A 13,309-nucleotide genomic window follows, 5' to 3' on the forward strand; every position below is an offset into this window, starting at 1 on the left:
GCTGCGGCGCCGAGCGCGCCCCGCGGCCCTGGATCCGGGCCAGGTGCGCGGCGAGGGCCCGGCTACGGCCGGCGGTGAGACAGCCGGCCGCCTGCCAGACCGCGGTGAGGCTCGCCACCAGGTCGCGCCCCGCACGCCGGGTCTGGAACTCCGCGGAGCGGTGGTCCGCGCACAACCACACGGTGGCGCCGAACGGCAGGTGCAGCGGCGCTCGCCCGCCGCGCCCCGCGCCGACGCAGATCGCGCAGGGCGGCTGCTTCCCCATCCCCCGGGCCTTGTAGAAGCTCCGCGCCACGCCCCCATGGTCGCCCGGCGGAGCCGGACGGATCACCGTGCAGGCGTCACAAGGGACGGCCACGGGTGCGCCGGGGGTCGACGTCGATCGACGCGCCGGGGTCGCGCCAATCGACGTCGACCGCGGGGCGGGCGTCCTCAGCCCCCGGCGGCCCCCGCGCCCCGGGGCGTCAGCCGGGCGCCGGTCGGGCGGGCGCCGAAGAGGGCGACGAGGTCGTCGCGCTCGAGCTCCTCGGCCTCCATCAGCCGCGACGCGGCTCGGTGGAGGAGCTCCAGGTTCTCGCGCAGCAGGGCCGTCGCCGCGGCGAGCCCCCGCTCGACGAGCTCACGCGTGGCGTCCTCGACGCGCTCGCCGGCCGCGGTGTCCGCCGCGCCGGGGAGGCAGGCGGCGAGGCTCTCGGCGGTCGTCGGGGCGGCCATGGCGAGATCGCGCACCATGCGGCGGGCGAGGGTCGTCGCCCGGTCCAGGTCGTCCGCCGCGCCGGTGGTGAACTCGCCGAAGACGAGCTCCTCGGCGGCGCGGCCGGCCATCATCATGGCGAGCCGCTCCATGCACTCCTCCCGGGTGGCGAGGAAGCGGTCCTCGGCGGGCAGGGCGATCGTCACGCCGAGCGCCTGCCCCTGCGGGATGACGGTGACCCGCTCCACGGCGTCGCAGGTCCGCGAGAGGTGCCCGACGAGCGCGTGCCCCATCTCGTGGTATGCGACGAGCAGGCGCTCGTCCTCGGACATGATCCGGCTGCGCCGCTCCGGGCCGCCGACAATGCGCATCAGTGCGCGCCGGAAGTGCGGCAGCGTGAGGGCGTCGGTGCCCGCGCGGGCGGCCTCGAAGGAGGCCTCGTTGCAGAGTGCCGCCAAGTCGGCGCCGGCCATGCCCACGGTGAAGGCCGCGATCGCGCCGGGGTCGGTGCCCGGCGCCAGCGGCCGGCCTCGCAGGTGGACGTCGAGGATCTCGCGCCGGGCCTCCCGGCCGGGCAGCCCCACGGCGATCTTGCGGTCGAACCGTCCAGCGCGGATGAGGGCCGGGTCGAGCGCGTCGAGCCGGTTCGTGGACGCGAGCACCACGACGGGGCGCGCGGGGTCGACCGCGAAGCCGTCCATCTCCGTGAGCAGCTGGTCGAGGGTCTGCTCGCGCTCGCTCGTGGCGGCGTGCCCGGTGCGGCGCCCCCCGACGGCGTCGATCTCGTCGATGTAGACCACCGCCGGGGCCGCCTTGCGGGCCGCGGCGAACAGCGCGCGGATGCGCTTCGACCCGAGCCCCGAGTAGACCTCGACGAACTCGGAGCCCGAGGCGCTGAAGAAGGGGACGCCCGCCTCGCCGGCGACCGCGCGGGCGAGCAGGGTCTTCCCCGTGCCGGGCGGGCCGTGGAGGATGATGCCGCGCGGCAGCTCGGCCCCGACGCGCCGATAGCGGTCGGGGGCCCGCAGGACCTCGGCGATCTCGCCGACCTCGTCGCGGATCTCATCGATGCCGGCCACGTCGTCGAACCTCGTGGTCGAGCGCACGGCGCCGACGCGGTGGGCGAAGCGGGCGCCGCCCGCCATCCGCAGGGCCAGGGCCGACACGATCACGAGGCCGGCCAGCAGGATCATCGGGCCCCACGTCTGCATCCATGCCTCGACGTCGAAGCCCCCGCCCTCAGGGACGGGCTCCGGTGCCGGCTGGGGGGCCGGCTCGACCACCCGCAGCGGCACGCCGCCGGCCCGCGCGGCGTCGATCACGCGCTCGGTGAGCCCGGTCGGAAGCGCGGTGCCCCGGTCGCGCCCGCCCACGCGCAGGATGAGACGCTGGGCCGCCGGGCCGCCGGTCAGGCGCGCGGACTGCGCATCGCCCGCCTCGAGCAGCTCCAGGGCGCGCGACAGGGCGATCGGCGGGCCGTCCGCCGCGCCGGCCGCCCCGGCGCCCGGGCCGCCCGCGTGCGCGGTCCCCGCCATCGCGGCCATGCAGAGCGCTGCGACGGCCAGAAGGCGCGCCAGGCCCCCCCTCGCCGCCGCCGTCCGTCGTGGGCCATCAGGTCGCGGTCGGTCGTGCATTCGCGCAGTAGAGCGCGCCGCGCCTCCTGCGAGTACCGACCTATGGACGTCCCGGGGCTCCCCGATCGGGGAGTGGGTACGATCGGCCGCGTGATCATCGGTCGTGCGGAGTTCGAGGAGCTGGTCGCCGAGGCGATGGACGCGGTCCCCGAGCCGTTCGCCTCGGCGCTCGACGAGGTGGCCGTCGTGGTCGAGGACCACGCGCCGCCCGGCATGGGGCGGCTGTACGGGCTCTACACCGGCGTGCCCCTCATCGAGGGGGTGGTCCCGTCGGGGATGCTGCCGCCGCGGATCGCCATCTACATGCACCCTCTGATGGAGGACTTCGACGACCCCGCGACCCTCGTGGAGGAGGTCCGCGTCACCGTGCTGCACGAGCTGGGGCACCACCTCGGCATGGACGAGCGCCAGCTCGACGAGCTGGGGTACGGATGAGCACCCCCGCGCCGGGCGACGTCGTGCTCGAGGCCATCCACGGCCGCCGCAGCGTCGGCAGGGTCGACGGCGGCGAGCTCTCGCGCGAGGTCGTCCGCGAGCTGCTGGCGGCCGCGATCGCGGCGCCCAACCACCACCTGACCGAGCCCTGGCGCTTCGTGGTGCTCTCGGGCGCCGCGCGGCGGGAGGTCGGCGAGGCCCACGCCCGGGCGGTGCTGCGCGAGCGGCCCGACGTCCCGCCGGAGGCGCTCGAGCGCGAGCGCGCCCGCCTGGAGCGCGCGCCCGTGGTGATCGCGTGCTGCGTGGCGCCGGGCGACGAGCCGGTGCAGGCGCGCGAGGACCGCGACGCCGTCGCGGCCGCGGTGCAGAACCTGCTGCTCGCCGCGCACGCCCGCGGCCTGGCGGCCATGTGGCGCACCGGGGTGATGGCCGACGAGCCGGAGGTCGCCGAGGCGCTCGGGCTCGCCCCGGGCGAGGCGGTGGTCGCCTTCGTCTACCTCGGCCGCCCGCTCGGCCCGGCCGCGAAGCGCCCCCCGCGCGAGACCGACCCGGACGCGTTCACCGTGTGGCGCGACGGCGGAGGCGGCGATACGGTGGTCGCCCGACCCGCGGCACCAGGGAGGAGCTGAGGTGGCCACGACCGTCGCGGACCAGGTCTACGAGCGCGTCGTCGCCTTGATGGCGGACGGCGCCAGCCAGACGGAGGCGATCCGCCGGGTCGCCGAGGAGATGGACCGCTCGGTGCCGGCGACGTCGTCCGCCTACACGGCCGGCGCGCGCCGGGCGAGCGCCGACATGGCGGGCGACGATGCCCCGGCCACCAGCCGCGCCGCCTCGCCGCAGCTCTTCGCCGAGATGCTGCCGCTCGTCGAGGCGGGCGCCACGGTGGAGCAGGCCGCCCGGCGCTTCGGCGACGAGGACGCCGTCGAGGAGATCGCCGCCGGCTTCACCCGGTGGGCGCGCCAGGAGTTCGGCGATGACTTCGAGCTGCCCGGCGACGGCGAGGCCGACCCGCTCACCGAGGCGCAGGACCGCATCGACGAGCTCGAGGCCGAGGTGCGGCGCCTGCGGCACGAGGTCGCCCGCGCGCGCCAGACGCTCAGCCGGGCCCGCGCCATCATCGACGCGGGGCTGGGCGAGACCGGAACCTGAGCGGCGGCGCGCCGCGCGGCGCGCGCGGTCGACGCCATTCGACGCCGGGGGGCGACGCCAATTCGACGGGACCCCGGTGGCGCCGAGCGAGCGATGAGGCGACGCCAATCGACGCGACCCGGCGACGCCGAGTGGCGCGACGGGCCGGCGCCGAGTGACGCGACCGGGCGGCGCCGAGTGGCGTGAGCGTGCCGCGTCGAGTGACGCGGTCGGGTCGACGCCGAGTGGCGCGACGGGTCGACGCCGAGTGACGCGACCGGGCCGCGCGCCCGTGGGACGCGCGGCCCGCGCCGGGGTCAGACGGGGCGCTCCGGGGCGCTCTCGAGGCCGGAGATCGACACGCTGGCCTCACCGCCGTAGCGACGGTTGAGGTTGATGATGAGCGCCGTCATGCCCTCGAGGATGAGGGCGTTGGCGAGGGGGCCGGCGTCCAGGGCGCGCGTGCCGGGGATCGCAGAGGTGAGCTCGATGACCTCCTCGCGGGCGGCCTTGCTCTTGCCGCACACGAGGACGTCGGCGCCGAGCGAGTGGCGCGCCTGCAGGCCGGCGGCCGGCAGGTTGTTGTAGGCCACGACCACCTTCGCCTCGGGGGCGAGGTCCTGGATCTTGTGGGCGCAGGAGGCGGCGCCGATGGCGTCGCCCTGCTCGGCGATCGCGCCGTTCTTGCCGAAGCGCAGCGCGTTGACCACGGAGACCACGATCTTGCCCGCGAGGGCATCGGCCATCGGGGGGATGGTCGACTCGATGCCCTCCCAGGGGATGGAGACGACCGCGAGGTCGCCCTCCTGCGCGGCGGCGACGTTCTCGCGCGGCGTGAACGTGCCCTCGGGGAGCGCCTCCCGCAGCGTCGCGGCGGCCTGGTCCGCCCGCTCCTGGCTCCGCGAGCCCACGACGATCTCGTGGCCCGCGGCCGCGAAGTTGATGGCGAGGCCGCGACCGAGGTCGCCGGTGCCGCCGAAGATCGCGATCTTCATCCTGTCACTCGTCCCCTTGTTCGGTGTCGTCGCCCTCGCGGCGCCGGGCCGCGGCGAGCGTGTTCGCCAGCAGGTACGCGATGGTCATGGGCCCGACGCCGCCCGGCACGGGCGTGAGCCAGCCCGCGACCTCCGCGGCCTCGTCGCCCGCGACGTCGCCGCGCAGCCCCGCGTCCGTGCGGTTGATGCCGACGTCGATCACGGCGGCGCCCGGCTTGATCCAGTCGCCCCGGATCATCTCCGGCCGGCCGACCGCGGCGACGAGGATATCCGCCGTGCGGCACAGCGAGGGCAGGTCGCGCGTGCGCGAGTGGGCGACGGTGACCGTGGCGGAGCGCGCGGTGAGCAGCAGCGCCATCGGCTTGCCGACGATCAGGCTGCGCCCCACCACCACCGCCGTGGCGCCCTCGATCTCCACGCCGGCGCGGTCGAGCAGCCACATCACGCCGGCCGGCGTGCACGGCACCGAGCCCGGCTCGCCGCGCACCAGCCGGCCGAGGTTGACCGGCGCGAACCCGTCGACGTCCTTCGCGGGGTCGATCCGGTTCGCGATCAGCACCTCGGAGAGCTGGTCGGGCACGGGCAGCTGCACGAGCATCCCGTCGACCTCGTCGTCGGCGTTGAGCCCGTCGATGACCGCGTCGAGCTCGGCCTGCGTCGTCTCGGCCGGGAGCACGACGCGGCGCGACATCATCCCGGCCTCCTCCGCCGCGCGCGCCTTGCCGGCCTGGTAGAGCTCGGACGCCGGGTCGTCGCCCACCTGGATGCCGACGAGCCCGGGCGGGCGCCCGTGGCGCGCGCGGAACGCCGCCGCGCCCTCGGCCACCTGCGCGCGCAGCTCCGCCGCCGCCGCCTTGCCGTCGATGATCGTCGCCGCCATCAGCCCACCTTCCGCATGGGCGCCGCGCCGGCCATCAGCCGCCGCTCCGCCCCGTCCTGCGAGAACCGCACCCGCACGAGCTCACCCCCGCTCTCGATCGCCGTCACGACACCCTCGCCGAACGTCGCGTGCAGCACCGAGTCGCCGGTGGCGAGCGCCGGCACCCGGGGCGCGGGCGGGCCGGACCGCCACCCGCCGCCGCCGTCCGCGGGCATACCCGCCAGATGCCCCCGTGAGCGCCGCCCGCCCGCGGGCTCGCGCAGCGCGTCGGCGGGCAGCTCGCCGAGGAACCGCGACGGCAGCCGGTAGTCGCGGCCGCCGTGCATCGCGCGGCTGTCGGCGTGGGTCAGCATGAGGTGGCGCCGCGCCCGCGTGAGCCCCACGTAGAAGAGGCGCCGCTCCTCCTCGAGGGCCTCCCGCGTGTCCGAGCGGATGTGCGGGAACAGGCCCTCCTCGAGCCCCGTGATCAACACGGTGTCGAACTCGAGGCCCTTCGCGTTGTGGATGGTCATGAGCGTGACGGCGCCGGTCGACTGATCGACCAGGTCCGCGTCGGCCTGGAGCGCGATGCCCTCGAGGAAGCCCGCGAGGGTCGCCTGCTCCTCCGAGGCGTCGTACTCGGCCGCCACGCGGACCATCTCCTCGAGGTTCTCGATGCGGCCCTGGGCCTCGAACGTGCCCTCGCGCTCCAGGGCGTCGCGCAGGCCTGAGCGCTCGAGCACCTCCTCGAGGATGCGGTCGAGCGGCGCGCCGGCCTCCGCCCGCTGCCGCACGTCGGCCAGGAGCGCCCCGGTGGCCGCCAGCGTCGCCCGCTGGCCGGGCGGCAGACCGGGCACCTCGTCGGGGCGCAGCACGCCCTCCGAGACGGGCGTCTCGCGGGCCGCCGCGAACGCCTCGAGCTTGGCCACGCAGCCGGGCCCGAGCCCGCGCTTGGGCGCGCCCAGCATGCGCGCCAGGCTGACCCCGTCGGCCGGGTTGGCCACGACCCGCAGGTACGCGAGCAGGTCGCGCACCTCGGCGCGCTCGTAGAAGCGCGGGCCGCCGACGACGGCGTACGGGACGGCGCGGCGCACGAGCTGGTCCTCGATCGCGCGGCTCTGGGCGTTGGTGCGGTAGAAGACCGCGACCTCCGACAGGCTCGCCCCCCGCCCGACCGCGCGGTCGATCTCCGCGGCCACCACCCGCGCCTCCTCGTGCTCGTCGCGGCACGCCATCACGGTGATCGGCTCGCCGTCGCCGAGGTCGGTCCACAGGCGCTTGGGGTGGCGGTGCGGGTTGCGCTCCACGACCGCGTTGGCGGCGCGCAGGATGGTGCCGGTGGAGCGGTAGTTCTGCTCGAGGGCGACCACGTGCGCGTCGGGGTAGTCGCGCTCGAAGTCGAGGATGTTGCGCACGTCGGCGCCGCGCCAGGAGTAGATGCCCTGGTCGTCGTCGCCCACCGCCACGACGTTGCGCTGCGGCTCGGCGAGCACGCGCACGAGGCGGTACTGCGCGTGGTTCGTGTCCTGGTACTCGTCGACCAGGACGTGCTCGAAGCGCGACTGCCAGCGCGCCCGCACGGCGGCGTCCTCCTCCAGCAGCTGCGCGGTGACCATCAGCAGGTCGTCGAAGTCCATGGCCCCGTTGGCGCGCAGCGCCTCGGCGTAGCGCCGGTACACCCGGGCCACCACCTCGTCGGCGAACGAGCCGGCCATCGCCGCCATCTCCTCCGGCCCCTGGAGCAGGCTCTTCGCGTCGGAGATGCGGGCCTGCACCGCCCGCGGCGGCGTGCGCTTGGGGTCGATCTCCTCCTCGACCAGGCAGCGGCGGATGAGCCGCAGCTGGTCGTCGGCGTCGTAGATCGAGAAGTCGCGCGCGTACCCGGCGGCGGGGGCCTCCACGCGGAGGATCCGCACGCACGCCGAGTGGAAGGTCGACGCCCAGATCGCGCGCGCCCGCGGGCCGACCAGGCGGCCGATGCGCTCGCGCATCTCGCCGGCCGCCTTGTTGGTGAAGGTGATCGCGAGGATCGCCTCCGGGCGCACGCCCGCCTCGCCGATGAGGCGGGCGACCCGGTGGGTCAGGACGCGGGTCTTGCCGCTGCCGGCGCCGGCCAGCACGAGCAGCGGCCCCTCCCCGTGGAGGACGGCCTCGCGCTGCGGTGGGTTGAGGCCGTCGAGCGGGTCGGACACCTCCAGGATGCTACCGGAGGGGTCCGCCGCCCCGGCCGGCTCAGCCCTGCAGGTGGATGCGCACCACGGGGATCACCCGCGAGGTGGCCGCCTCGTACTCCGCGAACTGCGGGTACTTGGTCTTCATCTCCTCCCAGATGCGATCGCGCTCGTCACCGGTGACCTCCTCGGCGCGGCCGCGCACCGTGCGGTCGCCCAGCTCGACCTCGACCTCCGGGTTGGCCTTCACGTTGTAGTACCAGTCGGGGTGCGCGTCCTCGCCGGCGCGCGACGCGAACACCACGATCGCGCCGTCCTCCTTGAGGTGCATGAGCGGGTTGAGCCGCTCCTTGCCGCTCTTCGCGCCCACGCTGTGCAGGATGACGAGCGGGCGGGTCGCGAACTCCTCGACGTGGCCGCCGTTGGCCCGGAACTCCTCGATGACGGCCCTGTTCCAGCCGGTGAAGTCCATCCCCATGGTGCACACCCCCTCGTCGTACGCCGGAGTCGCGAGCGTGTCAGAGGGAGGGCCGGCGCGCTAGATGCCGGCCCCCGGGTTGAGCCCCAGGATGGAGGCGATCTCGTCCTGCGCGCCGGGCGGGTCGCCCTCGCGCGCCTCGCGCGGGCGGGGCTCGCGGCCGGCCCGCATGTGCTCGATGTCGCGCTCCAGCTCGGCCACCCGCCGCACCAGGCGGGACATCGCCTCGGCGACCGGGTCGGGCAGCCGCACGTGGTCGATGTCGGGGTGGTGCACGTCGCGCACCTTCTGGCCGTCGACCACGACCGCGCGGCCCGGGTTGCCGACGACGGTCGTGTTCGGGGGCACGTCCTTGATGACGATCGCGCCGGCGCCCACCTTCGCGCCCTCGCCGATCTCCACCGGGCCGAGCACGCTCGCGCCCGTGCCGACGATGACCCCGTCGCGCACGGTCGGGTGCCGCTTGCCGACGTCCTTGCCGGTGCCGCCGAGCGTGACCCCCTGGTAGAGGGTGACGTCCTCGCCGATCTCGGTGGTCTCGCCGATCACCACGCCCATGCCGTGGTCGATGAAGAAGCCCGGGCCGATCGTGGCGCCGGGGTGGATCTCGATGCCGGTGAGCGCGCGCCCGACCTGGCTGACCACGCGGGCGGGCGTGCGCAGGCCGCGCCGGTAGAGGGCGTGGGCTCCGCGGTGCAGCCAGATCGCGTGCAGCCCGGGGTAGCAGAGCAGGATCTCGGCGAGCGAGGTGGCGGCCGGGTCGCGCTCGCGCGCGACCTCGATGTCCCGCCCGAGGGAACGCTTGGCGGCCCCGAGCCGCCCGAGCAGCGAGCGCCGGACCATGGTGGCTAGTATAGGAGCCTCCCCCGAGGAGGTGCCCCCTGACGCGCCGGCGACTGAAGCTCACGTTCCCGGAGCAGCTCATCCGCGAGCCGATCGTCTACACGCTCGGCAAGCGCTTCGACGTGGTGACCAACATCCGGCGCGCCGACGTGCGCGAGGACACGGGCTGGATCGTCATGGAGGTCACGGGCACCGAGCAGCGCCTCGACGAGGCGCGGCGCCACCTGGAGTCCCTCGGCGTGCGCGTCGACGACCTGGAGGCGTACCTCGAGTAGCGTCGCCGTCGCCGGGGCGTCCTGCCGGCCGGGACCCTCCCCCACCGCCCGCGCGATGCGCCTCGAGGGCCTCCGCGCCGACGGTCCCGAGTCGCTGCGCGCGCTGCTCGCGCAGGCCGGCGACCCGCCCTGGGACGCCGACGTGGCGGACGACGACCCCGTGCGCGCCCTCCTCGCCGCCGAGGGATTCGAGCCCTACGCGCGCGTCGCCGTCATGGCGCGCGCGGTCGAGGGCCTGCCGGCGCCGCCCTACGTCTCCGGCGTGAGCGTCGAGCCGTACCGCAACGAGTGGGCCGAGGCCTTCACCGCCGCGGAGGCCATGGCGATGGACGGCCTGGCGACCTTCGCCGAGATGGGTCAGCCCACCGGCTACGAGGCCGCCGAGGGCTTCGACGCCTTCGCGGTCGCGCGCGACCGCCGCGACATGCTGGGCTTCGCCCAGGCGATGGTGCCCGAGGGGTGGATCAACTGGATGGGCGTCGTGCCGCAGGCGCGCCGCCGCGGCATCGGCCGGCTGCTGATCGCCGACCTCGCCCGCCAGGTGCGCGAGGCGCGCGGCACCCACCTCGCCGCCCTGGTGGAGGTCGACACGCCCGGCCAGGCCTTCCTCGCCGCGCTGGGCTTCCGCGAGCGCGGCGCCCGGCGCACCCTGCTCATCCGCCGCGCCTGACGCGGCCGCGGCCCCGGAGGGGCCTCAGGCCTCGCCGAAGAGCGGCGTGCTGAGGTAGCGCTCGCCCGTGTCGCAGAGGAAGGTCACGATCGTCGTCCCCGCGTTCTCCGCGCGGGCGGCGAGCTGGAGCGCGGCCCAGACGTTGGCCCCGGAGCTGATGCCGACGAGGATGCCCTCCTCGCGCGCCAGGCGCCGCGACGTGGCGTAGGCGTCGTCGACCGTGCAGGTGACGACCTCGTCGTAGAGCGACGTGTCGAGCACGCCCGGCACGAAGCCGGCGCCGATGCCCTGGATCTTGTGCGGCCCAGGGGCCCCGCCGGAGAGCACCGGCGAGTCGGCGGGCTCCACGGCCACCGCCCGGTACCCCGGCTTGCGCTCGCGCAGCACCCGCGAGACGCCCGTGATGGAGCCGCCGGTGCCGACGCCGGAGACGAGGATGTCGATCGCCCCGTCGGTGTCGGCCCAGATCTCCTCGGCCGTCGTGGCGGCGTGCACGTCCGGGTTGGCCGGGTTGTCGAACTGCTGCAGCACGAGCGCCGACTCGGTCTCGGCGGCGATCTCCTGCGCCTTCGCGATCGCCCCCCGCATGCCGTCGGCGCCCGGCGTGAGCACCAGCTCGGCGCCGTAGGCCCGCAGCAGGGTCCGCCGCTCGACGCTCATGGTCTCGGGCATGGTGAGCACGCAGCGGTAGCCCTTCGCGGCGCAGACGAACGCCAGCGCGATGCCCGTGTTGCCGGAGGTCGGCTCCACGATGACGCTGCGCCCCGGCTCCAGCCGGCCGTCGCGCTCGGCGGCCTCGATCATCGCCAGGCCGATCCGGTCCTTGACCGAGCCCGCCGGGTTGAACGACTCGAGCTTGCCCAGGACCGTCGCCCCCAGGCCGCCGGCGACGCGCGACAGGCGCACCATCGGCGTCCGGCCGATGAGCTCGGTGATGGAGTCGGCGATGGGCACCGCGCGAGACCCTACCGCATCAGGTCGCCGGCGATCCCGCCAGATCGCGCAGCGGCGTCTCGGGGCGCGCGCCGTAGTGCGAGATGACCTCGGCGGCGGCCACGGCGCCGATGCGGGCGCAGTCGGCGAGCGGGGCGCCCCTGGTGAGCCCGTGCAGGAAGCCGGCCGCGAACAGGTCGCCGGCGCCGGTGGTGTCGACCACGTGCTCCACGCGCTTCGCGGGCACCTCGGCGACCGCGTCGCGCGTCACCACCAGGCAGCCCTCGGCGGAGCGCGTCACCACCGCGATCTCGCAGCGGCCGCGCACCGCCGCCACCGCGGCCTCCAGGTCGGTGCGGTAGAGGGCGCGGATCTCGGCCTCGTTGGCGAACAGCACGTCCACCCGCCCGTCGACCAGCTCGAGGAACTCGTCGCGGTGGCGCTCGACGCAGAAGCTGTCCGAGAGGGTCAGCGCCACGCGCCGGCCCGCCGCGTGGGCGGCGTCCATGGCGACGCGGAAGGCCTCCTTCGCCCGCGGCGGGTCCCAGAGGTAGCCCTCGAGGTAGGTCACCGCCGACGCCGCCACGCGCTCGCCGTCGATGTCCTCGGGCCCGAGGCCGGTGCAGGCGCCCAGGTACGTGGACATCGTGCGCTGCGCGTCCGGCGTGACCAGGATCAGGCAGCGCGCCGTGCCCGGGCCGTCGGCGGCCGGCGGCGTGTCGAAGGCCACCCCGGCCGCCCGGATGTCGTGGGCGAAGATGCGCCCGAGCTCGTCGTCGCGGACCTTGCCGATGTAGGCGGCGCGGCCGCCGAGCGAGGCGACGCCGGCGATGGAGTTGGCGACCGACCCGCCGGAGACCTCGACGCCGGGGCCCATGCGGTCGTAGAGCGCGTCGGCCTGCGCGGCGTCGATCAGCGTCATCGAGCCCTTGGCGAGGCCGTGCTCGCCGAGGAACGCGTCCTCCGAGCGCGCGAGCACGTCGACGATCGCGTTGCCGATCCCGAGCACGTCGAACTCCGCCTGCGCCATCCGCGCCTCTCCCCTCGTCGTGGCCGCCGGGCAGCCTACCCGCGGGGATCCGTTACGGGCCGGTGACGTTCCCACCGCCCCCTCCACAGGCTGTGGAGGGGGCGGTGGCGCGATCAGATGACGGCGGCCGCCCGGCACACCTCGCCGCCGCGCCGGGCGCGGGCGACGGCGGTGACGCGTGTGCGGGGGCTGCCCGGGGCCACGACGGTGCGCATCTCGAAGGAGCCGCTCGGCGCGGCGGTCGTCGCCGCGCGGGCCAGCACGCGCGCGGCGTTGCGGCGGATCACGACGCCCCAGCGCCGGCCGTCGCGGTTCTGGTCGACCTCGAAGTCGACCTCGATGGGGCCGTTCTCGGGGCTCAGCTTGAGCGTCGCCGTGCTGGTGGCGCTGCAGACGCCGCGCACCCGGACGTCCGTGCGGTCGCCCCGCCGGCCCGCGTCGTCCCCGCCCCGGCGGGCGGAGTCGTCGGGGGCGCCGCCCCCGGCGCGGGCGGGGGTGTCGTCGGAGCCGGGCGGGTCGTCGGCGCCCTGGCGGGCGAGCGCGACGGGGGCCGTCGCGACCAGGCCGATGGCGATGGCGGCGGCGCACGCCGCGCGGAGCGTGGCGGTGGGGGCGGTGGGCATCTCGCGTCCTCCTGATCGTGACGCCGGGGTGGCGCCGTGCGGGTCCACGGTCGCCCCGCCGTGGCCGGGGCGGCAATCGGACATCTGTCCTACGACCCGGCGACGGTCGCGGCGGCGGAGCACGTCTCGCCGCGGGGCGCCGCCGCGCGCACCCGCACCGCGTCGGGGCCGGTGTAGTCGGGCAGCGTCACCCGGAACGCGAAGCCGCGGGCCGACCGGGTCGCCCGCACGCGGGCCCGGGCGACGAGGCGCCGCTCGTGGACGACGGTCACCCGCCAGCGGCCCGCCGTCGGCGTGCGCACGCGCAGGTCGGCGCGGATCCGCCCGTCCTCGGCGCGCAGGCGCAGCTCCGCCCGGCTCGCGCGCCCGCAGGCGCCCGCCACGCGCACCTCCACGCGGTCGTCGTCCCGGCCGCGCCCGTCGTCGCGGGCCGCCGCGGGCGCCGTGCCACAGAGCGCGGCGGCCGCCGCGCCGGCGAGGGCCAGGGCGAGCAACCGGCTGGACGGGGTGCGGCCCACGCCACGAGGGTCGCCGCCCG

At 76.1% G+C, this 13,309-nt stretch carries 15 protein-coding genes; 5 read left to right on the plus strand and 10 right to left on the minus strand.

What is annotated here, in order from left to right; all coding sequences use genetic code 11:
• Positions 1-432: 432 nt before the first annotated feature.
• Complete coding sequence (locus tag ITJ85_RS08070) at positions 433-2,229, minus strand: ATP-dependent metallopeptidase FtsH/Yme1/Tma family protein (RefSeq protein WP_217915845.1); 1,797 nt, start codon at positions 2,227-2,229, stop codon at positions 433-435.
• 189 nt (positions 2,230-2,418) lie between these two features.
• On the opposite strand from ITJ85_RS08070, the gene ITJ85_RS08075 reads away from it, so the two are divergent.
• The 3 genes from ITJ85_RS08075 to ITJ85_RS08085 are packed head-to-tail and all read left to right on the plus strand — an operon-like array spanning position 2,419 to position 3,915.
• A complete protein-coding gene (locus ITJ85_RS08075) occupies positions 2,419-2,763 on the plus strand; it encodes a metallopeptidase family protein (protein ID WP_217915846.1) in 345 nt (114 codons plus the stop codon).
• The gene (locus ITJ85_RS08080) at positions 2,760-3,392 is read left to right on the plus strand and encodes a nitroreductase family protein (protein ID WP_217915847.1); all 633 of its coding nucleotides are present in this window, start codon (positions 2,760-2,762) and stop codon (positions 3,390-3,392) included. Before ITJ85_RS08075 ends, ITJ85_RS08080 begins: the two co-directional genes overlap by 4 nt.
• Before the next feature lies 1 nt (position 3,393).
• Positions 3,394-3,915, plus strand: coding sequence for a hypothetical protein (locus tag ITJ85_RS08085; RefSeq protein WP_217915848.1), 522 nt, complete (start codon positions 3,394-3,396; stop codon positions 3,913-3,915).
• Positions 3,916-4,211: 296 nt separating this feature from the next.
• Here the strand turns inward: ITJ85_RS08085 and npdG are convergent, their stop codons facing one another.
• The 5 genes from npdG to cysE are packed head-to-tail and all read right to left on the minus strand — an operon-like array spanning position 4,212 to position 9,240.
• On the minus strand, positions 4,212-4,889 hold the full coding sequence (gene npdG, locus ITJ85_RS08090; protein ID WP_217915849.1) for an NADPH-dependent F420 reductase: 678 nt from the start codon (positions 4,887-4,889) through the stop codon (positions 4,212-4,214).
• 4 nt (positions 4,890-4,893) lie between these two features.
• Entirely contained in the window at positions 4,894-5,769 is an 876-nt protein-coding gene (folD, locus tag ITJ85_RS08095) for a bifunctional methylenetetrahydrofolate dehydrogenase/methenyltetrahydrofolate cyclohydrolase FolD (protein ID WP_217915850.1), read from the minus strand.
• Positions 5,769-7,940 (minus strand): ATP-dependent helicase, encoded by a 2,172-nt coding sequence (locus tag ITJ85_RS08100; protein WP_217915851.1) that lies wholly within the window; start codon positions 7,938-7,940, stop codon positions 5,769-5,771. The genes folD and ITJ85_RS08100 overlap by 1 nt, the downstream gene beginning before the upstream one ends.
• 40 nt (positions 7,941-7,980) lie before the next feature.
• Positions 7,981-8,397 (minus strand): nitroreductase/quinone reductase family protein, encoded by a 417-nt coding sequence (locus tag ITJ85_RS08105; protein WP_246496381.1) that lies wholly within the window; start codon positions 8,395-8,397, stop codon positions 7,981-7,983.
• A gap of 60 nt (positions 8,398-8,457) precedes the next feature.
• Positions 8,458-9,240: a serine O-acetyltransferase gene (cysE, locus tag ITJ85_RS08110; protein WP_217915853.1), complete on the minus strand. Its 783-nt coding sequence runs from the start codon at positions 9,238-9,240 to the stop codon at positions 8,458-8,460.
• Positions 9,241-9,293: 53 nt separating this feature from the next.
• Here cysE and ITJ85_RS08115 point away from each other — a divergent pair, with 53 nt between their 5' ends.
• Complete coding sequence (locus ITJ85_RS08115; protein WP_281412243.1) at positions 9,294-9,515, plus strand: NIL domain-containing protein; 222 nt, start codon at positions 9,294-9,296, stop codon at positions 9,513-9,515.
• A gap of 55 nt (positions 9,516-9,570) precedes the next feature.
• Positions 9,571-10,185: a GNAT family N-acetyltransferase gene (locus ITJ85_RS08120; protein WP_217915854.1), complete on the plus strand. Its 615-nt coding sequence runs from the start codon at positions 9,571-9,573 to the stop codon at positions 10,183-10,185.
• A 24-nt stretch (positions 10,186-10,209) separates the two neighbouring features.
• Here ITJ85_RS08120 and cysK read toward each other — a convergent pair whose 3' ends face one another.
• The 4 genes from cysK to ITJ85_RS08140 all read right to left on the minus strand — a co-directional run bounded on the left by cysK (position 10,210) and on the right by ITJ85_RS08140 (position 13,289).
• On the minus strand, positions 10,210-11,139 hold the full coding sequence (gene cysK, locus ITJ85_RS08125; RefSeq protein WP_217915855.1) for a cysteine synthase A: 930 nt from the start codon (positions 11,137-11,139) through the stop codon (positions 10,210-10,212).
• A 19-nt stretch (positions 11,140-11,158) separates the two neighbouring features.
• Positions 11,159-12,148, minus strand: coding sequence for an adenosine kinase (locus ITJ85_RS08130; protein WP_217915856.1), 990 nt, complete (start codon positions 12,146-12,148; stop codon positions 11,159-11,161).
• 113 nt (positions 12,149-12,261) lie between these two features.
• Positions 12,262-12,771: a hypothetical protein gene (locus tag ITJ85_RS08135; protein WP_217915857.1), complete on the minus strand. Its 510-nt coding sequence runs from the start codon at positions 12,769-12,771 to the stop codon at positions 12,262-12,264.
• Positions 12,772-12,860: 89 nt separating this feature from the next.
• Positions 12,861-13,289, minus strand: coding sequence for a hypothetical protein (locus tag ITJ85_RS08140; protein WP_217915858.1), 429 nt, complete (start codon positions 13,287-13,289; stop codon positions 12,861-12,863).
• Positions 13,290-13,309: the final 20 nt, after the last annotated feature.

Source organism: Miltoncostaea marina (assembly GCF_018141525.1).
In the GTDB taxonomy this organism is placed as follows: Bacteria; Actinomycetota; Thermoleophilia; order Miltoncostaeales; family Miltoncostaeaceae; genus Miltoncostaea; species Miltoncostaea marina.